The 23,413-nt window shown below is 63.9% G+C and carries 25 protein-coding genes; 13 read left to right on the forward strand and 12 right to left on the reverse strand.

What is annotated here, in order from left to right:
* Positions 1-367: 367 nt before the first annotated feature.
* The 3 genes from GSQ89_RS32790 to GSQ89_RS32800 all read right to left on the reverse strand — a co-directional run bounded on the left by GSQ89_RS32790 (position 368) and on the right by GSQ89_RS32800 (position 3,097).
* The gene (locus tag GSQ89_RS32790; protein WP_158932315.1) at positions 368-871 is read right to left on the reverse strand and encodes a DUF2199 domain-containing protein; all 504 of its coding nucleotides are present in this window, start codon (positions 869-871) and stop codon (positions 368-370) included.
* A 331-nt stretch (positions 872-1,202) separates the two neighbouring features.
* The gene (locus GSQ89_RS32795; protein ID WP_158932316.1) at positions 1,203-2,285 is read right to left on the reverse strand and encodes an amidohydrolase; all 1,083 of its coding nucleotides are present in this window, start codon (positions 2,283-2,285) and stop codon (positions 1,203-1,205) included.
* Between the two features lie 71 nt (positions 2,286-2,356).
* Entirely contained in the window at positions 2,357-3,097 is a 741-nt protein-coding gene (locus tag GSQ89_RS32800; protein ID WP_158932317.1) for a hypothetical protein, read from the reverse strand.
* A gap of 305 nt (positions 3,098-3,402) precedes the next feature.
* Here GSQ89_RS32800 and eno point away from each other — a divergent pair, with 305 nt between their 5' ends.
* The 3 genes from eno (at position 3,403) to GSQ89_RS32815 (ending at position 5,135) form a co-directional block, all read left to right on the forward strand.
* A complete protein-coding gene (gene eno / locus GSQ89_RS32805) occupies positions 3,403-4,674 on the forward strand; it encodes a phosphopyruvate hydratase (RefSeq protein WP_158932318.1) in 1,272 nt (423 codons plus the stop codon).
* Between the two features lie 81 nt (positions 4,675-4,755).
* Entirely contained in the window at positions 4,756-4,938 is a 183-nt protein-coding gene (locus GSQ89_RS32810; RefSeq protein WP_158932319.1) for a CsbD family protein, read from the forward strand.
* Positions 4,939-4,958: 20 nt separating this feature from the next.
* Positions 4,959-5,135 carry a hypothetical protein gene (locus GSQ89_RS32815; protein ID WP_158932320.1) on the forward strand — a complete coding sequence of 59 codons (177 nt, stop codon included), beginning with the start codon at positions 4,959-4,961 and terminating at the stop codon, positions 5,133-5,135.
* Here the strand turns inward: GSQ89_RS32815 and GSQ89_RS32820 are convergent.
* A complete protein-coding gene (locus tag GSQ89_RS32820) occupies positions 5,132-5,689 on the reverse strand; it encodes a hypothetical protein (protein WP_158932321.1) in 558 nt (185 codons plus the stop codon). The two genes, GSQ89_RS32815 and GSQ89_RS32820, sit on opposite strands and share 4 nt — an antisense overlap.
* 51 nt (positions 5,690-5,740) lie before the next feature.
* Here GSQ89_RS32820 and GSQ89_RS32825 point away from each other — a divergent pair, with 51 nt between their 5' ends.
* The gene (locus GSQ89_RS32825) at positions 5,741-6,310 is read left to right on the forward strand and encodes an XRE family transcriptional regulator (RefSeq protein ID WP_158932322.1); all 570 of its coding nucleotides are present in this window, start codon (positions 5,741-5,743) and stop codon (positions 6,308-6,310) included.
* A gap of 155 nt (positions 6,311-6,465) precedes the next feature.
* Here the strand turns inward: GSQ89_RS32825 and GSQ89_RS32830 are convergent, their stop codons facing one another.
* The 3 genes from GSQ89_RS32830 to GSQ89_RS32840 are packed head-to-tail and all read right to left on the reverse strand — an operon-like array spanning position 6,466 to position 10,084.
* Positions 6,466-6,927 (reverse strand): cupin domain-containing protein, encoded by a 462-nt coding sequence (locus GSQ89_RS32830; protein WP_158932323.1) that lies wholly within the window; start codon positions 6,925-6,927, stop codon positions 6,466-6,468.
* Between the two features lie 11 nt (positions 6,928-6,938).
* Complete coding sequence (locus GSQ89_RS32835) at positions 6,939-8,042, reverse strand: RuBisCO large subunit C-terminal-like domain-containing protein (RefSeq protein WP_158932324.1); 1,104 nt, start codon at positions 8,040-8,042, stop codon at positions 6,939-6,941.
* Positions 8,039-10,084, reverse strand: a complete 2,046-nt coding sequence (locus tag GSQ89_RS32840) for an acetate--CoA ligase family protein (protein ID WP_158932325.1) — start codon at positions 10,082-10,084, stop codon at positions 8,039-8,041. Before GSQ89_RS32840 ends, GSQ89_RS32835 begins: the two co-directional genes overlap by 4 nt.
* A gap of 137 nt (positions 10,085-10,221) precedes the next feature.
* Here GSQ89_RS32840 and GSQ89_RS32845 point away from each other — a divergent pair, with 137 nt between their 5' ends.
* From GSQ89_RS32845 to GSQ89_RS32855, 3 genes are all read left to right on the forward strand, one after another.
* Entirely contained in the window at positions 10,222-10,989 is a 768-nt protein-coding gene (locus GSQ89_RS32845; RefSeq protein WP_158932326.1) for a hypothetical protein, read from the forward strand.
* A 66-nt stretch (positions 10,990-11,055) separates the two neighbouring features.
* A complete protein-coding gene (locus tag GSQ89_RS32850) occupies positions 11,056-11,844 on the forward strand; it encodes an enoyl-CoA hydratase/isomerase family protein (RefSeq protein ID WP_158932327.1) in 789 nt (262 codons plus the stop codon).
* Positions 11,845-12,133: 289 nt separating this feature from the next.
* Positions 12,134-12,529 carry a hypothetical protein gene (locus tag GSQ89_RS32855; protein ID WP_158932328.1) on the forward strand — a complete coding sequence of 132 codons (396 nt, stop codon included), beginning with the start codon at positions 12,134-12,136 and terminating at the stop codon, positions 12,527-12,529.
* A gap of 3 nt (positions 12,530-12,532) precedes the next feature.
* Here the strand turns inward: GSQ89_RS32855 and GSQ89_RS32860 are convergent, their stop codons facing one another.
* Both GSQ89_RS32860 and GSQ89_RS32865 read right to left on the reverse strand, forming a co-directional pair.
* Positions 12,533-12,877: a Lin0512 family protein gene (locus tag GSQ89_RS32860; RefSeq protein WP_158932329.1), complete on the reverse strand. Its 345-nt coding sequence runs from the start codon at positions 12,875-12,877 to the stop codon at positions 12,533-12,535.
* A 48-nt stretch (positions 12,878-12,925) separates the two neighbouring features.
* Positions 12,926-13,267, reverse strand: coding sequence for a Lin0512 family protein (locus GSQ89_RS32865; protein ID WP_158932330.1), 342 nt, complete (start codon positions 13,265-13,267; stop codon positions 12,926-12,928).
* A 114-nt stretch (positions 13,268-13,381) separates the two neighbouring features.
* Here GSQ89_RS32865 and GSQ89_RS32870 point away from each other — a divergent pair, with 114 nt between their 5' ends.
* The 6 genes from GSQ89_RS32870 (at position 13,382) to GSQ89_RS32895 (ending at position 20,441) form a co-directional block, all read left to right on the forward strand.
* Positions 13,382-14,476, forward strand: a complete 1,095-nt coding sequence (locus GSQ89_RS32870) for an LLM class flavin-dependent oxidoreductase (protein WP_158932331.1) — start codon at positions 13,382-13,384, stop codon at positions 14,474-14,476.
* A gap of 4 nt (positions 14,477-14,480) precedes the next feature.
* Complete coding sequence (locus GSQ89_RS32875) at positions 14,481-15,056, forward strand: peroxidase-related enzyme (protein ID WP_158932332.1); 576 nt, start codon at positions 14,481-14,483, stop codon at positions 15,054-15,056.
* 120 nt (positions 15,057-15,176) lie between these two features.
* Entirely contained in the window at positions 15,177-16,436 is a 1,260-nt protein-coding gene (locus tag GSQ89_RS32880) for a sodium:proton antiporter (RefSeq protein WP_158932333.1), read from the forward strand.
* A 276-nt stretch (positions 16,437-16,712) separates the two neighbouring features.
* The gene (locus tag GSQ89_RS32885) at positions 16,713-19,163 is read left to right on the forward strand and encodes a hypothetical protein (protein WP_158932334.1); all 2,451 of its coding nucleotides are present in this window, start codon (positions 16,713-16,715) and stop codon (positions 19,161-19,163) included.
* Between the two features lie 183 nt (positions 19,164-19,346).
* Positions 19,347-19,688, forward strand: coding sequence for a hypothetical protein (locus tag GSQ89_RS40390; RefSeq protein ID WP_371734324.1), 342 nt, complete (start codon positions 19,347-19,349; stop codon positions 19,686-19,688).
* Positions 19,689-19,712: 24 nt separating this feature from the next.
* Positions 19,713-20,441, forward strand: a complete 729-nt coding sequence (locus GSQ89_RS32895; protein WP_158932336.1) for a DUF4410 domain-containing protein — start codon at positions 19,713-19,715, stop codon at positions 20,439-20,441.
* Positions 20,442-20,473: 32 nt separating this feature from the next.
* On the opposite strand, the gene GSQ89_RS32900 is transcribed toward GSQ89_RS32895, so the two are convergent.
* The 3 genes from GSQ89_RS32900 to GSQ89_RS32910 are packed head-to-tail and all read right to left on the reverse strand — an operon-like array spanning position 20,474 to position 23,327.
* Positions 20,474-21,778 carry a TRAP transporter large permease gene (locus GSQ89_RS32900; RefSeq protein ID WP_158932337.1) on the reverse strand — a complete coding sequence of 435 codons (1,305 nt, stop codon included), beginning with the start codon at positions 21,776-21,778 and terminating at the stop codon, positions 20,474-20,476.
* 2 nt (positions 21,779-21,780) lie between these two features.
* A complete protein-coding gene (locus tag GSQ89_RS32905; protein ID WP_216856530.1) occupies positions 21,781-22,296 on the reverse strand; it encodes a TRAP transporter small permease in 516 nt (171 codons plus the stop codon).
* Positions 22,297-22,301: 5 nt separating this feature from the next.
* Positions 22,302-23,327 carry a TRAP transporter substrate-binding protein gene (locus tag GSQ89_RS32910; RefSeq protein ID WP_216856531.1) on the reverse strand — a complete coding sequence of 342 codons (1,026 nt, stop codon included), beginning with the start codon at positions 23,325-23,327 and terminating at the stop codon, positions 22,302-22,304.
* Between the last annotated feature and the right edge of the window lie 86 nt (positions 23,328-23,413).

Genomic DNA, 23,413 nt, shown 5'->3' on the forward strand with positions numbered 1-23,413 from the left:
AGACTCTAAGTTGGGTGTTGTTCGTGTGGCCCGGGGCTTTTCTTTTCGGGGGACGATCGCGGTTCGTGGCGCGTTCGGCACCGCTTTTGACACAGAGGTCGCCGAGACCGTTGAGGACGCAGAGAAACGAGGGTGCTTCGTGGGCGCGCGTTGGTTTTGATCAGTTCAAGTTGGTATTGCGGCCGGAACGGTCTGATTTCCCGTTTCGATTTTATATCTTTGGTGTCCCGGATATGCTGAGCGACCGGCTTAGTGCTTTGGCTCTCCAAGGGCCGCCGTTTGTCTGCTTGAGGCGAGGTAAGAATTGCAACGAAGATGAAGGCCTATTTACTGTAAGCGTCGGCCGAAGGCCGCATGGACTGGCAGGTCAGCGACGGCTGGAAATCTCATGCGGGATCTCGTGATACCGAGCATTATTAATGCCATTACGTTGCTCAAGCGCGAGACGGGAAGCATCGTCTGGCATGAAGTTGATCGACGGACGGCTGCGCTGGTCTCGGAACTGGATCAGAACTGGTGCCCCGAGCGTGTCGTTGCAATTTGGAAGAGCGTTCGCCAAGGTTCCAGCATGAGGCGGTTCCGCGGATCCGTCTTCGTTGTACAGTTTTAGATAGCGCTCAAATGTAGGCCAGCGCACTTCGGTCCACACCCCCCAGCGGAAATCGCCTTCTGCGTCGGAAAGTGGCACATGCAGTACCCCGCGGATAAAGTGGCGCTTATCACGCCGACAGAGGTCAGAGGAAAACTTGGCCCGTATTGTTCGTTCTGCCTCAGGGATCCTCCATGCGTCATCGGGCAGCTTGTTTGCATAATCTGTGGAAAGGCCCATATGCTCGCTGCCACAAATGCTACATATGAAATGATTACTCAAAGCTCTCTCCGGAAGTCCAGTTGTAATGCTCGGCTGAACGTCAATCCGCAAGTTCATAGCATGAACTTAGCAATACGGTTGATAGGCGGCTGCTCCCTTCCGCGTCTGCACTTGTCGCGAGACACCAGCGTAGAACTCCATAGCGGCTTGTCTTACCTCGGTGACACACCGCGCGGCCTTCGCAAACTCCGCGATCCGCTTGATTATTTTGCATTCCACCGCACGCACCGTTGCTTGATCGCACGATGCACACGCTTGCGTTTTGGCAGACTATCAGCTGTCGAACGCGGTCCAGCGATACGCTGGCCGCGCGGCGCAGTCACGTCTCGCTTTAGCAATCCAGCCGGTACACCCGCCTCGCCGTCCCGGCGAAGATCGTTGCCTTCTCATCAGCGGAACAGCCCGAGGCCATTCGTTTCAAAGCATTGAACAACGCCGCGAAGCCGATGCCCATCTTCTCCACCGGGAAATTGCTCTCGGCGATGCAACGATCCGCACCGAACAGCTCCACGCACGTCTCGACATAAGGCCGCCAATGCGCGGCGAGTTGCTCCGACGACGGCGGGGCGTCCAGGCCCATATAATCGTAAGCGGCGAGACGCATCATCATGCCCCCCAACTTCATCGTCACGTTCGGGCATTTGGCCAACTCGGTGACCGATTTCTTCCAATCGGCGAACACCTCATCCTTCTTGCCCGTATATCGGCCGTAACCGAGCGGGCCACCGCAATGGCCGACGATGATGTTGCTGCCGGGAAACGCTCGGGCCAGGTCGGTGATGTCGGGGATCTGCGGATGGAAGCCCCACGCGTCCAGCGACAATCCCAGCGCCGACAACCGCGCCATTCCCGCTCGGAAATCGGGGCGCAGATACAGGCCGGGTTGGATATCGGGCGCGCTGTTGCCGATCACCGGATCGGCGTCATACCCCGCCGAGTGCCGCACGCCGCGGAACCGGCCACCGCCGGCGCGGATATGCGCCTCCAGCACCGGGGTTACCCAGTCGCCCGCGGTCAGGTCGGCATAGCCGACGATGCCAGCGGCAACGCGGGTCTTGCCGTAGCCGCCGCTGTCGCTCATGGCGGCGATGCCGGCGACGAACTCGGTTTCGCCCACCGGACGCATCGGCACCGGACCGGTGGCGCGATACATCGAGTGGCACTGCAGGAACACGCTGCCGACAATATTGTGGCCGGTGGCGCAGTCGGCGAGGAACTCGGGCAGCAGGTAGCGGAAGGCCGGGACTTCCCACGACTCGCCGGTGGCGCCGCCGGCGCGGTGCCACAGATGGTGATGGGTATCGATGATCGGCAGGCCGGGATCGATGATCGGCTCCGGCGGCGCCTTGGCCAACCAGGCGTCGCGGGGCGGGGAAATCCGGCCAAATGCCGTTTTAGTCTGTGTCGCGCTCATCCGTGTTTCCCCCATCTTGTTCGTCCGATGGGGGATTACCGCACGACATTGGCCAGCGCTCAAGCCGCGCCTTAGTGAGCCGGTTGCGTTCCGCCGGTTTGGGTTCCCCCGGTTGGCTGGGTGCCGGCCGGTTGATTACCCGTCGTTTGACTGCCGGACGGCTGGGCCGCCGGGGCCGTGGTATCGGTCGACGGTTGTGCGCCGCTGGCGGGCGCGCTGAACGGCTGCGTCGCTGCCTGGGTTTGCTGTGGGGCCGCCGGTTTGGTGGCGCCGGCTGCCTGCGCGGCCTGCACCTGACGGGTCAGGTCGGTGATGCAGCGGCTGAAGGTGGCGCTGATCGCCGAGGACCCGATCAGGGGTACCGTCCAGGGCGGCTCGTTGCCATCCGGAAAGGTCAGCGTCATCGAGGACGCACCGCGAAACTGCTGCTCGAACGTCTGCGTCGAAGCCGGGTCCAACGCCCAGTCGATGTTGTTGCCGTATCCGGTGGCCGACCGGGTCCAGGGTGTGTTCAGGCCGATCTGCATCACCACCGTGATGCGGGTGCCGTCCGGGATCGTCCAGTCGGGCTTGCTCGCGGACAACACCGTCTCCGAACCGCCGATATCGAAGCGAATCGACATGCGGCGGTTGTCCGTCGGGTTGGTGTTGTCGACGCCGCACACCGCACCGCCCTTGTCGTTCCGGCCGCTGAAGGCCTCCCACGTTCCGGCGCGGTAATAGGTCTGTATCTGCGCCATGGCCGCCGTGGGCGCCAGCATGGCCGCGAGCGCGGCAACGCCCAACGTCTTGTAATAGGGAAGATGCTTCATGTGACACTCCAAGGCGGTCATCGTGAACCTGGTGGATATCATCCGACGGCAAGAGCGGTCGCATGATATCCACCAGCATTGATTTGGCGAGCCGATTCGCCCAACGCCCGGGGACCAGGCGTCGGGATCGGACCACTAGAGCGGTGTATCCTGGACGGAAACGATTCCGTTCTCAAATGGGGGTGATCGGCATATCTCGCCGCGCGGTCCTCGCCGCCCGAAGCCGGGTCTTGGCGCCGCCCATACTGGCAACCTCGGCGCCAAGGTGATACGCAGCCACGGATTGAAAGACCGGAGACGCGAACATGGCCGCCATCGCCGATATCACCGCCCGCGAAATCCTCGACAGCCGCGGCAACCCGACGATCGAGGTCGATGTCGTCCTCGAATCCGGCGCCATGGGGCGCGCGGCGGTGCCGTCGGGTGCCTCGACCGGGGCGCATGAGGCGGTGGAGCTGCGGGACGGCGACAAGTCCCGCTATGGCGGCAAGGGCGTGCTGAACGCGGTCGCCAACGTCGAGGGCGAAATCCTGGAAGCGGTTGGCGGGATCGAGGCCACTGAACAGGTGGTGATCGACAATATCATGATCGATCTGGACGGGACGCCGAACAAGGGGCGGCTGGGGGCGAACGCGATCTTGGGCGTGTCGCTGGCGGTTGCCAAGGCGGCGGCGTCCGACCAGGGGCAGCCGCTGTACCGCTATGTCGGCGGGGCGTATGCTCGCACATTGCCGGTGCCGATGATGAATATCATCAACGGCGGCAAGCATGCCGACAACCCCATTGATATTCAGGAATTCATGATCCAGCCGATCTCGGCGCCGACGCTGGCGGACGCCGTGCGGATGGGGTCGGAAGTGTTCCAGATGCTGAAGAAGGGGCTGCACGATGCCGGCCACAACACCAATGTCGGGGATGAGGGCGGTTTCGCGCCGAACCTGAAATCGGCCGACGAGGCATTGAGATTCATCGCCAAAGCCGTTGAAAAGGCTGGCTATCGGGTTGGCGAGGATATCACCTTCGCGCTTGATCCGGCCTCGACCGAGTTCTTCAAGGATGGGCGGTATCATCTGGAGGGCAAGCAGCTCGGTTCTGAGGAGATTGTCCGCTACTACGCCGATCTGGTCAGCCGCTATCCGATCGTATCGATCGAGGATGGCTGCGCCGAAGACGACTGGGAAACCTGGAAGCTTCTTACGGAGACCATCGGCGCCAAGGTCAATCTGGTCGGCGACGATCTGTTCGTCACCAATCCCGAACGCCTGCGCCGCGGCATCGAACTGGGATCGGCGAACGCGATCCTGATCAAGGTCAATCAGATCGGCACCTTGTCGGAGACGCTGGAAACGGTGGAGATCGCGCATCGTGCCGGCTGGAAAGCGGTGATGAGCCACCGGTCGGGCGAAACCGAGGATTCCACCATTGCCGACCTGGCGGTGGCGACGAACTGCGGGCAGATCAAGACCGGCAGCCTGGCACGCAGCGACCGGACCGCGAAATACAATCAGTTGATCCGCATCGAGGAACAGTTGGGTGATGCCGCCCGGTATGCGGGATCGACAATCCTGCGGCGATAGGGCCGGCTGGGAACCCTTGCGGGGTTCACTCGTTCAGGATGGGCGGCCCGGTTTGGCCGCCTGACAATCAGGAGCGAGATTATGGATAAGGATCGGGTCGAAGGCGTCGGACATCAGATCAAGGGCGGCGTCAAAGAAGCCGCCGGCAAGATGATGGGCGACAAGAAGACTCAGGCGGAGGGTGCCGCCGAGAAGGCGGCCGGCAAGGTGCAGAACGCCGTTGGCGGCGCGAAGGATGCGGCGAAGGATTGGACTAACCGCTAGAGCGGCAGCAATCGCCCGTCATGCCGATGCAGATCGGCATCCATGCCTTTACGTGCGAAAACAAAGACATGGATGGCGGGCCTTCGCCCACCATGACGGTTGCCCGGCGATGCCGGAAGATCAACATCAGCGGCTACCGGTATGAGTTGGCTGCCTCGGGGGCGCTGCGGCGCCCCCGGTTCGGCTTGCGCAGCTAGTTGACGGATACCCGGCGGCTCGCCTTGCCGACAACGTAGGCGACGCCTTCCGGTCCCACCTGCGTGGTGTGCTGACATCCCTCGGGTATTTCGCAGTTGTCGCCGGCTTTGAACGTTACACAGTTTCCGTCTCGCGCGACGCTGATCTCACCACCCAGCACCATGATCCGCACGTCGAAATCATGGGCGTGGAGTTCTTCCGCGAAGCAGGGCTTCTGTCCACCATGGATCACGTCGAAACCCTCGCGGCGGAGGTCGCTTTCGAACGCCTCGACGGTCAGCGGCCCGGTGCGGCGGCGGCCCGATAGCAGCGCGACGCCTTCCGGCCCGACATGTTCGGCGTGCATGCGGCCCGCGGGCACCTCGAAGCATTGGCCTGTACGATAGGTGACCGGCGTGTTGTCGCAAGTGATGGTGATATCGCCGCCCAGCACCAATGCCTTGGCGTCGAAGTCATGGCAGTGGTTCGGCGCCACCAGGTTCGGCTTCACGGCGCTGTTCACGACCCGATAGCCCTCGGAACGCAGTGCCGTTTCGAATTCGGTCTTGTCCATTGCCCCCACTCCTTGCTTGAGATAGCCTGCGTGTACGCTATGGAGTGCATATTGTCAACTTTAGAGGACGAAATCAGCCTCCGTACCGGCCGCGCCGTCAAGCAGCGGCGAGAGGCCGCCGGCTTCAGTTTACGGGCGCTGGCCGCGCGCAGCGGCATCTCGTCGTCGATGATTTCGGACATCGAGCGCGGCGTGAAGTCGCCGACCGTGGTCACCGTGGTACGGCTGGCCCAGGCGCTGGGGGTCAACGCGGCGGCCCTGGTCGACGGCGGCTCGGATTCGGCGCCGCGCATCCGCGTCTTGCGCCGCGACGAGGCCGCCGGCGGTGAAGAGCCTGCCCGCTGGCAAAGCCTGGGGCCGGCCTCCCCCGACAGCCGCATCGATTTCGTGCGCTATCAGATTCCGCCGGCCACCGTCCTGGGTCCGTCCGCCGCCCACGCCGCCGGGACGGTCGAGCATATGCACGTAGCGGCCGGCACTGTTCGCATTACCGTGGGCGAGGAAACGGCCGAACTGTCCGCTGGCGATAGTTGCAGTTGCCGCACCGATGCCCCGCATGGGGTCGAGAACCCCGACCCGTCGGCCGAGGCGCTGATCTACCTGATCGTCGAGCGGGGTTGACTCGTTGGCAGCCATCCGCCCGTCACGCCGATGAAGATCGGCGTCCACGCGTTTTTTGCTAAAACAAAGGCTTGGATGGTGAGCCTGCGCTCACCATGACGGATGCACAGCGTTACCACGAATCAATGACAAGGCCGGTATTGAAGCCTCGGTCGTTAGCCCGCCCCCAGGAATCGGGCGATCGCGGGGGTCGATTTCAGGCGGGCGAGTTCCGCCTCATCCGGCAGTTGCGGCCGGTCCCGCACCACGTTGACCATGCATAAAAACCCCAGCGGCTCGGCGTCGGTGGCGCGGAATTGGTGCCAGGTCCAGGACGGGATGGTCACCAGGTCGAACTGTTTCACCGAACGGACCTCGTCGCCCACCAGGCAGTCGCCGTGGCCGCGCAGGATCATCACCGCGTGGGCGTGTTCGTGCCGCTCCAGCGTCGAATAGCCGCCGGCGTCCATCTCGAAATAGCGGAGTTCGCAGGCCAGGTTGTCCTCATGGAACAGCACCTGACGGGAGATGTCCTTAAACGGAGCGCTGCCATCCTGTTTGTAGGGTTGGTGCGCGACGGCTTCCCAGCGGAAATCCGCGGTGGTGGGACGGAAATTGGGTTGCTGTTCGGTGTCCATGGGCGGTGGTCCTAGGCAAACGTGTGATCGGCGACGGCACGGGTGAAGCGTTCGGTTTCCCGCGTGATCTGGTCGCGCGCCATCAGCAGGTTGCCGCCGATCAGCAACATCGTGTCGGCACCGTAGAAATCAAGAATTTCCCTTGTCCGTTCCAAGGTCATGCCGCCGGCAGGCACGGGCAGCGCGGCTTTCATGCCGTCGTCGGTGCGGCGGGCATTGTCCGCCAACTGCCGGCAAGTGTCGTGGGAATAGCCGAAGCGGCCGCCGAAGCTGGGGAAAATCACCGCGTCCGCGCCCATCAGCCGGAACAGGCCGCCAATCAGCAGTTCGGGGGCAATCCGAGCGGCGCCGCCCAGGCTGGGGTGGGCGAAGAACGCCATGTCGGGGAATTCGCGCACCAGCGCCTGCATCGCGGGGAAGCCGCAGATCATGGGGGCCAGCATGACGCAATCCACGCCGACATCGCGGGCGAGTGCCGCCTGTGTTCGGAGTTGGTCCAGGTTGCCGGTCAGGCTGGGCACATAGCGTGTCGGATGGCCGGTGGAGCGGACGCCGCGGGCCACGCCCTCGGCACAGGCGGCGACGCGTTCGGCGAACCGAGAGTAATGCTGGTCTGCCAGACCGTGGTCGTCCTTGATGAAGTCCAGCCCACCGCGCGCCAGATGTTCGGCGAGCGTGGCCAGGCCCTCGGTCGGCAGGCCTTGCGGCTTCAGCGCCGAACCGGTCAAGGCCCGGCCGTGCAGTTTCAGCCGGAACCGCAGTTCGGCGATGCCGTGCCGAGGGCCCCCGAACATCTGGACGAGGGTCTCGGGGACCGCGATGTCCTTCAACACCACGTCGTCGTGCAGCGAGGTGTTGCCGAACACCATGTTCAGCAACTGCCCCGCATCCTGGCCGACAGTCGCCGTGGCCAGGCCGATGCGGACCGAGAACATACTCCCACCAAGGTCGTCGATGCCCTCGACGGCACCGACGATGTCGGACAGCACGGCTGGATCATCGATCGCAGCCAGGGGCATCTCGACGCTTTGCTCCACCGCGATACCCTGCGCCCGGGCATCGATATCGGCGGCGGTGCTGCGGACGTGATAGGTGACGGTGAAGCGCCCGGTCATGACGTGGGCACCACGAGCGCATCGACGGCGATGGCGCCAGAGCTGCCCAGGATGACCGGATTGATGTCGATCGCCTGCAGCCTGTCGCCCAGCGACAGCGCGGCATTCTGCAACGACATCAGCACGTCGACGAACGCGCTGAAACAGCCAGGATGTTTCCAGCGCGGGCTGGTCAGGATCCGGCCCAACGTTCCCTTGGCCAGTTCGGCTTCAACAAACCCGCGATCGACGGGTAGCGGGAAGGTCGAGACATCGTGCAGCGCCTCGGCGAAGATGCCGCCCAGGCCGGCGATCAGCACCAGCCCGACCCCGTCCGCTCGGGTTACCCCGGCGATGGCCTCCAGGCTGCCACTGACCATGGCCTGGATGATGACCTTGGGGCAGTCGATGGCGGCGTAGGTCCTGGCCACCGCGTCGGCATCGCTCAGGCCGACATGCACCAGCCCGAGATCGCTTTTATGAGCGACACCGTCGGCGACGCCTTTCAGCACCACTGGGAAGCCGATGCGTGTGGCGGCGGCGACCGCCGCGGATGCGGACTCGCATTCGACGGTCTGCACGGCGGGCACCCCGAACGACACCAGCAGGCGCAGGCTCTCCGGTTCGGTAAGCTGCCGAGCGGGCAGGGTGGTGGCGACGGGCAACGCGGCGGAGGGGATCGGCTGGGGCGGGGCCGTCATCAAGGCACCGATGCCCTCCAACAGGATATCGGTGTCGGTGAACACGTCGATGCCACGCTGACGGTAGGTTTCGCGTTCGGCAGCAGGCATCCCGCCGGGGGTGACGACCAGCAGCGGCTTGCCCGACTTTTCTCGTGCCGCGCCCATCGCCGCTCGGTACGGATCTCCCTGCCAGGGATTCATCGAATGCACCAACGCCAGCCCGACCGACACGCCTGCGTCGGCCATCAGCAGACGGGGCACGTCGGCTGAACGCCGCATGCCGCCGAAGATGCCCATGTCGAGCGGGTTGCCGATCCGGGAAAACATCTTTTGGGAATCGATCGCGGCGTGGGTCTCCGGGGTCAGCGTCGCCAGCGGAACACCGAGCGCCTCGCAACGGTCGGCGATCAGGGAGGCGCCGGCGCCGGAGGTGGACAGCGACCCCAGCTTGCCCGGACGACTACCGTACTTGTCCAGTAACGCGGCGGCAGTCATCAGACCTTCCAGGGTCTTTACTGTTGCCACGCCGCTGACCTTGAACAGGGCGTGGTAGGACGCGTCATCGCCGGCCATGCGGGATGAATGCGCCACGGCAGCGGCGGCCCCTGCCTCCGACCCGCCGATCTTCAGGGCCACCACGTGCTTGCCGGCGGCGTGCGCGGCCAAGGCCAGGCGACGGAACCGTGGGCCGTCGTCGAGGCTGTCGATCAGCATGGCGATGACGCGGGTCGGTGCGTGGCTGATGCCGTATTCCATGTAGTCCAGCACCGACATGTCGGCTTCGTTGCCGGCCGAGGCGAACAGCGACAGCCCGGCGCCCAGCATCGCCAGCCGCCCCGCCATCGCATCGAACAGCGCGCCGCTGTGGGAGAAGATGGCGATGCCGCCCGGCGTCTGCCGCTTGGCGTGCGACGTGTTGAATCCCACCGACAGTGGTAGATGCGCGTTGTAGATACCGTTGCAGTTCGGCCCGACGATGCGGATGCCTTCCTCCTGGGCAATGCGCTGCAGTTCGTGCTGGCGTTCCTCGCCGCCGGCATCAAGGCTTTCGGCATAACCGGCGGAGCCCACGATCACCGCTTTCATGCCGGCACGCGCGCATTCCCGCACAGCCTGCACGGCGGCCTCGGCCGGGATGGCCAGGAACGCGGTGTCCACAGGTTCCGGCAGAGCGGTCAGATCGGGGAAACAGGGGATTCCGTCGACGTCCTTCAGGCGCCGGCTGATGCCGTAGATACCGCCCTGGAACCCGGTGTCGCGCACGTTGGTCAGCACGATGTAGCCATGCTTCGTGGTGTCGTCGGACGCCCCGATCACGGCCACCGCGCGGGGATGAAACAGGGCGTGCAGCGCCTCCTGCGTGGCGATCTGGGTGGGCATCCGGTGGTGTCTCCTGTCTCGATAAACGGCGCGCATACTGTCCATCGGGCGCCATCCTGTCCATGCGTTCGGCGACGGACGGGCCCGGTTAACCGTTCGGTCATGTTTACGGGATACGCTGCGTCCGGGAGGCCACCATGTCGAATGCGATTTCATCGTCAGCCGGTCTGGGCGCATTGCTGTCCGGGGTTGGTTCGGGGAAGACTGCCGCCGACAAGGCGGCACAGACCCGGGAAAGCCAGGAAACCGCCATCGTGGATGCGATCAGCATGAACACCGTGCCGATCGATATCGCCTCCTACGGCGCGATCGTCGGCAGCGTCACCGCGGCGGGGGGTGTCGCTTCCCACGGTGCCGGCGAAGCCGCGGCGGTGCAGGACGTCATGTCGATGATCGGCAAGACCCTGTCGCAGGGGCAGGGTGCCTATTACCTCGCGATCAACGTGCCGGGCGACACGCTGGCGACCGCGATGACCCCGGGGCAGTTGCAGGCCTATATGCAAAGCGGCGGAACGCTGTATCCCGATACCGTAACGTCGAGCGATGGGCAGACGTATTCGCTGCAAGGCCTGTTGAAGCAGGCGTTCGCGGCGAACGAGCGAGCTGAACAAATGCGGGCGGCGGACCCGGCGATGGACAATCCCTATATGGACGGTGCCGAGGCGCTGCTGGACCAGATGCGGGCGGACAGTTCGCCGCCTGGCAGCCAGCGGTCGGTGCTGTTCGGGTCGAACGCCCACGATCCCGATACCGCGAAGACGATCCGGACCCTTGTGTTGCAAATGGGCGGCGGCGGTGCGGATTCGGTGCAATTGACCATCGTTTACTTTCCCCCTGGCTCCGGTTCGCTCGCGGCGGCCCCGTCCGCACAGCAGGCCCCATCCCGGTTGCAGTTGACGGCGTAGGACCGGGCGATTGGCTTAATCCGGATTGCCGCCTTACCTTGTGCTCATCACGCAAGGAGGAAACCCATGACCGAACCCAGCGATATCCTGCTGTCGGAGATGCGCGGCCACATCCGGATCCTGACGATCAACCGGCCGGAGCGGATGAACGCGCTGTCCCCTGAATTGTCGGAGGCGCTGATCGAGGCGTTTGTCGAATCCGGCGCCGACCCGGACATCAGGGCAATCGTCCTGACATCCGTCGGTGACCGAGCGTTCTGCGCCGGCGCCGACCTGAAGGCTCGGGCGCAGGAGGATGCGGCGGGAAAGCCGTTTCAACCGCTACTGTCCCGGGTGCAGCGCTATGTGTTCGAAGTTGTTTATGAAACCATCAAGCCGACCATTGCCGCATTGAACGGATCGGCCGTCGCCGGCGGGCTGGAATTGGCACTGGCCTGCGATATGCGGGTCGCGGCGGAGCATGCGCTGTTCGGCTTGCCGGAAGCCAAGCGCGGCAAGGGCGCGCATTTCGCCAACGTCATGCTGCCGCGCATGATTCCGTCCGGAATCGCTTACGAGATGCTCTATCTGGGCGAATACATCAACGCCGAGGATGCCAGGCGCTGGGGCCTGGTAAACCGCATCGTCCCGCGCGGCGAGGCGCTGGCGGAGGCGCTGCGCATGGCCGAGGCGATCTGCGAAAACGCACCGGTGTCGTTGCGGCGGATGAAGGAAACCGCGATCAGGTCCAACGGCCTGCCGGTGCCCGCCGCGCTGCGGCTGAACGAAGGCATCAGTCCCTACAGCAGTGAGGACCGGGTCGAAGGCATCCGTGCTTATGTCGAGAAGCGGAAACCGGTCTGGCGGGGGCGCTAGATCTGCATATAGGCCGACGGAAAGAACCGTCGGATTATAGCCATCAGCATTGATTTGGTGGGTCGAGTCACCCAATGCTTGGGAACCAGGCATTGGGATCGGACCACTGGAGCGACTTTTATCAATAATTCGGCGCAATCCGAACCATTGGCCGCATCGATGGGCGGCGTCGGGGCGAAGTGCATCGTTGTCGCGCCGGCATGCAAATGAAATTAACAAAAAACAGCGAAAACCTTGTTGCCTGATGGCGCTCCAATGCCGATAAATGCGCGTAATCATGGAGGCCCTGATGAAGTATCTGCCGCCGTTCGAGGTGCTCAAATCCCTTCTCACCATTTCGAACGTCAAGGGCGAACTGATGGTAAGTTGCACTTACGAGAACATGGTGCAGATGATCAGGCAGGTGATCATCGGTGTCGAAGTGGACGAACCGTGGTATCTGGAGCATTATCCGGACATCGCGGATGCGATCGACAAGGGCCTGGTCCAATCCGCTCGGCTTCATTTCGTGAACGACGGTTATTTCGAAGGCCGCATGCCGTTCCCGATCCATGTCGATGAACGCTATTACCTGTCGCAAAATACCGGCGTTGCCGAATACGTGCGCAAGGGTATGCTGGAATCGGGCCAGCAACATTTCGATGAGAACGGCTACCAGGAAGGGCGGCTGCCGTTCGGCCTGTAATCGTTACGGCAGCTCCAGCCGCACGGCGACGGCGGCATTGGCGATCACCGCGTTGTCGCCTCGTTCCCGGTCAATCACGTCCAGCCCGCCCTTGGTCGCACGAACTGTAACGATACCATGCGGCAGGGTGGCTTTCACTGCCTCGGTATCCACCTTGTCGGGCTGTTGAACGCCGATCGTGACCTCGACGAACATTTGGGTTTTCGAATCGATGCCCAAAGAACGGATCATCGACAGCGAGGAATGGTGGAGGGCGTCCTGCACTGCGCGCAGGGCGGCTTTGGTGTAGTCTCCGCCATGCAGGTCGTTGCCGGTGCCGAGTTCGAGAATAACGCGCTTGCGTGCCATGTGTGGGGTTCCCTTAAAGCGTGATCGCCTGAGGCCGAAGGCCGGTATTTAGGCCACGTCGAGCCAGACCACCGCGGCGGCGCTGGCGACCAGGGTGGAATTGGTGCCTTCGTCGTTCGGGATCTCCAGGCCGCCATCCACCACGGTGACGGTCCCGGTGCCGTGCGGCAGGATGGCCAACACGTCCTGTTTGTTCACTTTCTCGGGGTGAGGGACACCGATGGTGACCTCCACCTGCATCGAATCCGTATCGAGACCAAGCGCGTTGGCGACGCCGAGGGAGTTGTGCCAAAGGGCGTCGCGCAGGGCGCGCACCGCGGCCTTGGTCGGGTCGGCGTCCCTGATGTCGGTGCCCATGCCGATTTCCAGCACCATGCGTTTCAGCGCCATGCCCATATTCCCTCTGTCTGCGTGGGCAGCTTAGCGACAGGTGCGGGCCACGCCAAATTTGCGGGTTGGCCGGGTCCGTGAAACGATGCGGGAGGAACGAACCAGGAGGACGCAATGGACGTCGGCTTGCAGATGGTCTTCGCCAGCTATGGTTGGAGCGGCGTGTCGGACGAACAGGTCTGGGACGAGGAAATCCGGCTGGCCCGGGTCGCGGCGGACGCCGGGTTCGATGCGTTGTGGTCGGTGGAGCACCACTTCAACGATTACTCGTTCTGCCCCGACAATCTGCAACTGATGGCGTATCTGGCGGCGGTGTGCCCGAATATCGACCTGGGCACCGCGGCGGTCATCCTGCCGTGGAACGATCCGCTGCGGGTGGCGGAACGGGCGATCATGGTCGACCTGCTCAGCAAAGGCCGGCTTCGCCTGGGCATGGGGCGAGGCCTGGCTCGGCGCGAATTCCATGCCTTCCGCGGCACCATGGACGAATCACGCGAGCGTTTCGATGAGGCGGCGGCGATGATCGTGGGCGCGCTGCGCACCGGATTCATTGAAGGCGATGGGAAGTTCTACAAGCAGCCGCGCACCGAACTGCGGCCACGGCCCTACAAACCGATTGACGGACGTATCTACGCAGTGGCATCGTCGGACGATTCCGTCGTCTCGGCTGCGAAATTGAATGCGCGTATGGTGATGTTCGCCGACCGGCCGTGGCCGATGCGCATGCCGGCGATCCAGAAGCACCGCGAGCTGACGCGTCAATTGCATGGCGGGCCGGAACTGCCGCCGCTGCTGGCGGATTTCTGTATCTGTACGCCCACGATGGACGGCGCCGAGGACAAGGCACGTCAATACATGGGAAAATTCGTCGAGAGCAATTTTTATCATTACGAATTGTTGGGGGAGCATTTCAGTACTGTGAAAGGCTACGACGCTTACGCGCAGAAAATCGCGCTGGCGAAAGAGATCGGCATGGACGGGATCGTTTCGGCCTTCCTGAAAGCTGCGGTGTGGGGCACGCCGGACCACATCTTGCGCATGTTCGAGGAACGGCGGGCGGTCGTCGGCGAATTCGAACTGGCGACGTCGTTCCGGTTCGGTGGTACACCCTATGACCTGGCCGAGGACGGGCTGAAGCTTTACGCGAAGGAGGTATTGCCGGTGTTGCATTCCTGGAAAAAGACCGAAGCGGCGCGGGCGGCGGAGTAGAATCATGCCGCAACCCGATCATATCTCGGCGCTTGGGGTTCCCGATACGGCCGGACTCGACGATGACCTGCGGGCCATCTGGACGAAATGCGTGGAAAAACTCGGCTTTGTGCCGAATGTGTTCAGCACCTACAGCCTGCGGCCGCAACGGCTGCGCAACTTCATGGCTCTGTACAATGAGGTGATGCTGTCGCCATCCGGCCTGTCGAAGCTGGAGCGGGAGATGGTGGCGGTCGTCGTGTCCTCGGCCAACCGGTGCTACTACTGTCTGGTGGCGCATGGCGCGGCGGTGCGGGCACTGTCCGGCGACCCCGAACTGGGGGAGATGATGGCGCTGAACTACCGGATGGCGCGTCTGGATCCGCGGCAGACGGCGATGCTGGATTTCGCCTGGAAGCTGACGGCGACGCCGCACCTGGTGGACGACGCCGATCGGGACGGGCTGTCGCAGCAGGGGTTGAGCGAGGAAGACATCTTCGACCTGTCGGAGACGGTGGCGTTCTTCAACCTGTCGAACCGGATGGCTTCGGCGACGGATATGATGCCGAACAAGGAGTATCACCGGCAAACGCGGGGGTGACGGTCGAAAACGCCGGAGCGGCGTGCTGGCAGCGACGGGGATGGCATCGCATCGTCGTGGCCAGCGGTATCCGGTTGAACGACTCGACGGAATTATCCGTGCTGATATCGTTGCCCGCACATGGGCTCCTCCGCCAACCTGATCGCTATACTGCTGTTCCTCGCGGCATTTGTCGCGACGGTCAACCAGCGCTTCGTCCATCTGCCACGGGCGATCGCGCTGCTGCTGGGCTCGCTCGGTATCTCCGCCACGATCGCGGTCATTGATCCCTTCGTAACGCCTGACCTCTCCGGCTGGGTGCGGGGGATGCTCGGCCAGGCCGCGCTGCCGCAGGTTCTGCTGGAGATCGTGCTGGGTCTGCTGCTGTTCGCGGCCAGCCTGCATGTCGATCTGACGGAACTGCGCCGGCAGAAATGGACGGTGCTGGTCCTGGCGACCGCCAGCGTGATCATCGCGACGGTGGTGTTCGGCGGCGGGATATGGGTGCTGTTCCGCGTCGCCGGATCGCCGGTACCTTTGGGTTGGTGCATGGTGTTGGGTGCGGTACTGGCACCGACGGACGCCGTCGTGGTCGACGCGCTGCTGCGCAGAGCGCCACTGCCAACAGCGTTGAAGACCGCGATTTCAGGGGAAAGCCTGTTCAACGATGGTGCCGGTGTTGTCTTGTTCCAGATCATGCTCCGGCTTGCGCAAGGCGAGCATGGGCTGATCGGGCACGGACGGGTCACCATCGCCCTGGCCATCGCGGGCATCGGTGGCGGTGCGTTTGGCTGCGTGACCGGGTTTCTCGCAGTCCGCGTGATACGCTGGACGGATGATCCCGGCCTTCGGCTGATGATCTCGCTGGCCCTGGTCACGGGGACGTATCGTTTGGCCGATCTGATCGGGGTGTCAGGCCCTACGGCCGTGGTCGCCTGCGGGCTGGTTTTGCGCATGCAGTACCCGCGCGATGACGAGGGCGCCTCGATGATCGGCGAGATCACCGGGTTCTGGCATGTCATCGATGAACTGCTGAACGCGATGCTGTTTGTGCTGATCGGTTTCGAATTGTTCGCCATCGAATTCGCCCGTGCGTTTTTCGTTCCTGTCATCGGCGCCCTGCCGCTGTCTTTGGTTTCGCGGTTTGTGGGCGTGGTCGTGCCGATGTTTGTGCTGCGCGGGACCGGGCAGCAGCAGCGGCGGGGCATGGCGATGCTGACCTGGGCGGGGCTGCGCGGCGGTGTGTCGATCGCCCTCGCGCTGACTGTGCCGGCAAGCGCGTATCGCGGGCGGCTCTTGCTCGTGTGTTATGCGGTCGTGGTATTTTCGATGGTGATACAGGGGTTGAGCATGGGCCGGGTTATCCGGTGGCTTTACGGCGACCAACACCGTGGTGCCTGAAGCACGGCGCTCCGCCGCTTCAGGCGCGCGCCATAGCCGAAAGGTTATGTTGACGGGCCAACCTTCGCACGGTCATGGGTTACCTGTTTTGCAACGCCGGGAAGTTGAAAGGTCCGCCCGGAAACGGCTATACTGCCGTGACGAGCGCGACCGCGGTGCTTCACGGCCAAGTCGACCTTAATAAGCGAGGCTCCGCGACTGCGGCGTACTTGGGGGGGCATCATGCGGCGTGGGCCATCGTCTGTCGTTCTGCTTGCATGTCTATTGGGAGTGGGCTTGCTCGGGATCGACTCGCCGGTCCACGGCCAGACAGCGCCGCCATCGCCCCCCTGGCCGCATACGCTGACGATCAATGGCAACCAGGTGGTTGTCTACCAGCCGCAGGCCATCGACTGGCCCGACCATGGGATCCTCAGCACACGCGAAGCCATCGCGATCACGCCGCCAGGCCAAACAACACCGATCCTGGGAACGACGGAGATCGACTTCGCGACCCAGACCGATGCGGCAACCGGGAACGTCATCCTGTCTGACCCGCAGCTTAAGGCATCGCATTTCCCCGCGCTTGATACGGCGCGGGCGGCTCAGGTCGAACAGCAGATCAAGGCGGCGTTGCCGGACGTTCATCCGCAACCCGTTGCCCTGCAGTCGGTGCTGCTGAGTCTGAAGGACTCTGGGCAGCCGCAGAATGTCGCCATCAACAACGATCCGCCGGCCATATTCTACAGCGCGAAACCCGCGTCGCTGGTGGTGTTCGATGGTGAGCCGGTGCTGGCGCCGATCGGCACGACGGGACTGTCGTCTGTGGTCAATACCAATTGGGATGTCTTCACCGACGGCAAGGACTGGTATTTGCTGAACAACGGTTTGTGGATGGCGGCGCCGGCCGCCAGCGGCCCGTATCAGCCGGTCGCGAAATTGCCGCCCGTCTTTGCCTCGCTGCCGGCCGATGCCAATTTCGCCGGGGTGCGCAAGGAAATCCCGCCGAAACCGGCCAAGCCGGGCCAGGCGCCCGTCGTTTTCGTCAGCACCAAGCCGGCCGACATCATCGTCACCAATGGGCCACCGCAGTTCGTTCCGGTCAAGGGAACGGGGCTGCAGGCCGTGAAGAATACCACCAGCACCGTGTTCTTCGAGCCAACGAGCGGCCGGTATTTCGTGCTGGTTTCGGGTCGCTGGTTCGCATCCCACGGTTTCGACGGGCCGTGGACCTTCGCCACGAACGATCTGCCGCCGGATTTCGCACTGATCCCGCCTAACGATCCCCAGGCCGCGGTGCTCGCGTCCGTGCCTGGGACCACGCAGGCGCAGCAGGCTTTGCTGCAGGCCCAGGTGCCACGCCAGGCGACGCTGAAGAAAGATGCGGCGAAGCTGACGGTCGTTTACGCCGGGCCGCCACAGTTCAAGCCGATCCCCGGCACGCCGATGACCTATGCCGTGAACACATCGTTCCAGGTGATCGGACTCAACGGGCGTTACTACGTCTGTCATCAAGGGGCGTGGTTTGAGGGGCCGTCGCCGAACGGCCCGTGGGTGCTCGCGTCCAGCGTCCCGAAGGAGATTTACGCGATCCCGCCAACCAGCCCGATGTACAACGTCACCTATGTGAAGGTGTACGGGGCTTCGCCGACAACCGTTACCTACGGCTATACCGCCGGCTACATGATGGGTTTCGTCACCGCTGGGGTCCTGGTCTACGGGACGGGTTACTACTATCCGCCCGTGGTCATTCCTGGACCTGTGCCAGTCTATTATCCCTATCCGTACTCATATGTCGGCCCCGTCGCCTATAACACCGCCAACGGCGCATGGGTGCAGGGCGGCGCGGTCTACGGACCCTATGGTGGCGTCGCCAAAGGCGGCACCTACTACAACCCGAACAATGGCGCCTATGGGGCCGGCGGTGCGATCTATGGGCCGAACGGGGGTGCCGGCGCGTTCTCCTATTACAACCCGTCGACGGGTGGCTATGCCCATGGCAGTGCGTCCTGGTCGAACGGTTATGGGTCCGCCAATGCCAGCTACTACAATCCACGCACCGGCGTGAGCGGCAGCACCAACCAGAACGTCAACCCGTACGAACGGTATGGCTCCAGCACCTTCAGCGGACCCAACCAGACGGTCAACACCGCCAGCGGCAGCAACAGCCGGGGATCGGCGGGCGGCTTCCAATCGTCCACCGGGGCCGAGGGCGCCGGATACCGGGGTGCCAACGGCAACAGCGGCGGCGCGGTCAAGACCCAGAACGGCGATGTCTACGCCGGCCACGACGGCAATGCCTACAAGCACACCTCGGACGGCTGGTCGAAATGGGACAATGGCGGTTGGCAGCAGGTCAACCCGCCGACGAATAACAACAACAATAGAAACAATAATCCCGGTGGATCTCAGTCCACGAATACCAGCAACAGAAACAACAACCTCGGTGGGTCCCAGTCAACAAATACCAACAACAGAAACAACAACCTGGGTGGATCCCAGTCCACCAGTCCTTCGGCAAACCGGAACGCTTACACAGGCCAGACATCCAACCAGCGCACCGCACAGACGCAACGGTCGTCGCGCCCGAGCATGGAAAATTCGTCCTATCAGCAACTGGAGCAGGATCGGCGGGCAAGAACCGCCGGGAACGGCCAGTTTGGTAGCTTCCGCGGCGGTGGTTATGGCGGAGGCGGTTACGGCGGCGGACGCTTCGGCGGCGGTGGCGGCGGCCGGTTCAGGCGCTAAACGAAATCATCATCGGGGGAAATCAACATGACATTACAACGGCTCCGGAGGGCGGCAGGCATCCTGGTCGGCCTTGCCGCGCTGCTGCTTCCAGCTATAGCCGCCGCGCAACAGCCCACCCAGGCGCAGGCGAACGCGATCCGTCAATCGTGCCGATCGGATTACCAATCTTATTGTTCGAGCGTGCCCACCGGCGGCAGCGCGTCGCTGCAGTGCCTGCAAAGCCATTTGAGCCAGTTGTCATCATCCTGCCAGACCGCCGTGAGCAACGCGACCGGCGGTGGGGGCGCCGCCTCATCGTCGTCCCCGGCCGCCCAGTCCGCTCCGCCCCCGCAGGCCGCGCCAGCGATGGCACCCCGCGAAAAGCTGGCCATGATGCGCCGGTCCTGCGGTCCTGACTTCCGTGCCTTCTGCCGCGGTGTTCCGTTTGGTGGCGGCGATGCTGTCAGATGCCTGGAAGCGAATCAGGCACGCCTGTCGCCATCCTGCCGAGCCGTCATGGCTCAGGCGGGCGGGGCGCGGTGAGGCATCGGGGCGGAGCGCAAGACAATGAAACATGCCGCCCGGTTCCTTAGCTTCGCTTGCGCCCTTGGACTGGCCGCTTGCAACCACGCCCGTGTGCAGACCACGGAATCGTATCTCGGGCCGATGATGCCCCGGCCTGACCATATTTACGTCGCTTATTTCTCCATCACCCCCGAGCAGGTCCGCCTCGACCAGGGGATCGGCGCTCGTATCACGCGTGCAGCCGATGATCAGCCGCTGGAAGCGCAGGAGCTGCAAGCCGCGCAGGCCGCTCAGGCAGCCCTCGCCGAACAGCTCGTCGACCGCTTACGGAAATACGGCCTGCCGGCGGAAATCGCTCCGACGGAGCCGATGGGCGGTAACGACCTGCTGGTGCAAGGCCAGATCGTTGGCATCGATCAGGGTAACCGGACCCGCCGGATCCTGATCGGCCTCGGGGCCGGAAAAAGCACGGTCAGCGCCGATGCTCAGGTCTATCGTCTGACCGCGATGGCCCCGCCGCGCTTTGTCAGCGCGTTTGAGGGGAAGGCCGACAGCGGTCACATGCCGGGCGCGGCCGAAACGATGGGCGCCGGGGCGGCCGCGCAACGGATCGGCACGTCGGCGGCGCTGACCGGAGCGGCCCATGCCGGGATGGAAACCCGGCGCACGAGTGACACTGCCGAAGCCGGCGGAATCGCTGATGAGATCGCCTTGCGCGTCGGCCAACTTGCCGTGGCCCAGCAATGGATTCCGCCATCAGCCCTGCAATGATCTTGTGGGAGAGGCTGAGTGACGGTTTCCGCCTACATCCGCCCCGGCAGCCACAGCGCGATCGCCGGAAACGCGATCAGGATCGCCAGGCGGCAAATGTCCGTCACCACGAACGGCAGCACGCCCTTGAAGATCGTGCTGAATGAAACGTCCTGCACCACGGTCTTGATCACGAACACATTCATCCCGACCGGCGGGTGAATCAGGCCCAGTTCCACCGTCATGACGATGATGATGCCGAACCAGATCGGATCGAAGCCCATTGCCGTCACGGCGGGGAAGATGATCGGCACGGTCAGGATCACCATCGCCATGGCGTCCATCAGGCAGCCCAGCACGAGGTACATCAGCATGATCACCACCAAGGCGCCGATCGGGCTCAGGCCGAGGCCGGTGATGAACTCGGTGACTTTTTGCGGGGTCTGGGTGACGGTCAGGAAGTAGCCGAACAGGATGGCGCCGATCAGCACGGTGAACACCGCTGCCGCCGTGCGTGTTGCCTGTAGGAGTGATTCCAGCAGGTCGGCGCGCGACAGGCGGCCTCGGGCCATGCTGATCAGGGCGGCGCCGCCGGCGCCCATGCCCCCGGCCTCGGTGGGGGTGAACAGGCCGCCGTAGAGGCCGCCGATGACGAACACGAACAACAGCAGCGGCGCCCAGACGTCCTTCACCGCCTGCCAGCGGTCGTGCCAGGAGGCGACACGGGCCGCGGGCAGCCAGCCGGGACGGACTCGGCCGATGATGGCGATGGTACCGATATACATGCAGACGGCGAGCAGCCCGGGCAGGATGCCGGCGATGAACAGCTTGCCGATATCCTGTTGGGTGATCAGCCCGTACACCGCCAGCACGATGGATGGCGGGAACATCGCGCCCAGGGTGCCGCCGGCGGCGATCACGCCGGTGGCGAACGACTTCGGGTAGCCGAAACGTCGCATCTCGGGGTAGGCGACGGTGGAAAATGTGGCGGCGGTGGCGACCGACGACCCGCTGATGGCGGCGAAGCCGGCGCAGGCGGCGATGGTGGCGATCCCCAGGCCGCCGCGCCAATGGCCGACGAAGCGATTGGCGGCCTGGAACAGTTCGCGACTCATGCCGGTGCGTGACGCGATGGCGCCCATCAGCAGGAACATCGGGATGACGCCGAAGGTGTAGTCGGTGACGATGCGCATGCTGGTCTGGCCGACCATTTTCAGTGCTGGCTCGCCGCCGACGAGGTAGCCGAAGCCGGTGACTCCGACCAGGCCCATCGCCATGCCCACAGGCACGCGCAGCAGCATCAGGGTGAACAGCACCACGAAGCCGATGATGGCGACGGTGTCGGGCGAGAAATCCATCGCTATTCGACCGCACGCGGCGTGTGCGCCTCTTGGATGCTGTCGGGACGGAAGATCAGCCGCCAGGTGCGAATGGCGATCAGCAGCACGGCCGAGACGTCACCCAGCCACGCCACCAGCGCGAACGGCCAGGTGGGGATGCGCAAGTCGTAGGTCAGCACGTTCTCCTGCATCGTCAGCCTGACTTTGTCGAACAGCATGATGGTCTGCACCGTCACGACGAACAGCAGCACCAGGGTGGCGAACACATCGATCCAGCGCTTGCCGCGTGGCCCGGCTGCCGACCACACCAGGTCGACGGTGATGTGGGTGCCGCGATAGCTGGTCGCCGCGATCCCCCAGAAGATCAGGATCCCCAGCAGCAGTTTGCCGAAATCGTAGCTGTCGGGGATCGACACGGCGAAGAAATACCGCAGCAGCACGCTGACGAAAATGTCGACAGCGACGATGCCGACGAAGGCCGCGGCGAGCCACTCGATGGTGTCGATGAAGCGATCCATCAGGCTGACCGGCGGCATGGTGCTTACTCGGCGAGGGCGTCGTGTTTCTTCAGGTCGGCCTTGAGGTCGGACAGCACCTTGTCGGCGTTCGGCACCTTGGACGCCCATTGCGCGACCAGCGGTTCGGCCGCCTTGCGCCAGGCGGCGATCTGGTCCGGCGTCAGCGTATAGACGTCGTGGCCGGATTCGGCGGCGATCTTGGCGCGACCGCCATGCTCGAAATCGGCCCAGGGGCTGGCGACTTTCTCGGCCCATTCGCTGGTGCAATGGTGGTCGATCACCGTGCGCTGGGCTGGTGACAGGGACTCATACTTCGCCTTGTTCATCGCCCAGACGAAGGTGGTGGTGAACATCGGCGCATCCATGTCGTATTTCAGCACCTTGTCGATGCCGAACAGCGACAGCGAGCCCCAGGGGAAGATGATGGTGTTGGCGACGCCGCGTTCCAGCACCTCGCGCGCCTCGGGGGCGGAGGATTGGACGTTGGTGCCGCCCAGCAAAGTCACGAACGCGCCTTGGGTAGCATCGCCCGGACGCACCTTGTCGCCCTTGATGTCGGTGGGCAGCAGGATCTTGTGGCGGGAGTGGAACGCCTCGGGGTCCAGCAGGAAGGCGAAGCAGAAATGGGTGTCCGCCATCTCCTTGGCGGCGTAGGGGCGGTACCATTCGTCGAAGGCGGCCGATCCGCCCTTGGCGTTGGCCACCAGGAACGGCAGTTCGCCGGCGGCGACGATGGGGAAGCGGCCGGGCTGGTAGCCGGGGTTGACGTAGGCCAGGTCGGCGATGCCGTCGCGCGCCATGTCGTAGTGGTCCATGGCTTTGCCGAGTTGTTCCGATGGAAACAGGATGGCCTTGATGGTGCCGCCGGATTCCTTCGTGATGTCGGCGGCCCAGGCGACCAAAGCGGGGTTGAGCGGATGCGCCGGCGGCACCCATGACGACATTTTCAGGGTGACGGTCTTGTCCTGCGCCTGGGCGGGCCTCAGGGCAGGGGACGCGACCAGCAGCAGCGCGGCGGCGGACATGGCCATCAGGCGACGGATCGACATACGCGTTTCTCCCGTTCGCCGGTCCGGCCGGCGGTTGTGCCGGCCCTGATAGCGTGGCCGGCGGTCGGTTGGCTACCGATCTGTTT

It is taken from the genome of Acidisphaera sp. S103 (assembly GCF_009765975.1).
Lineage (GTDB): Bacteria > Pseudomonadota > Alphaproteobacteria > Acetobacterales > Acetobacteraceae > Rhodopila.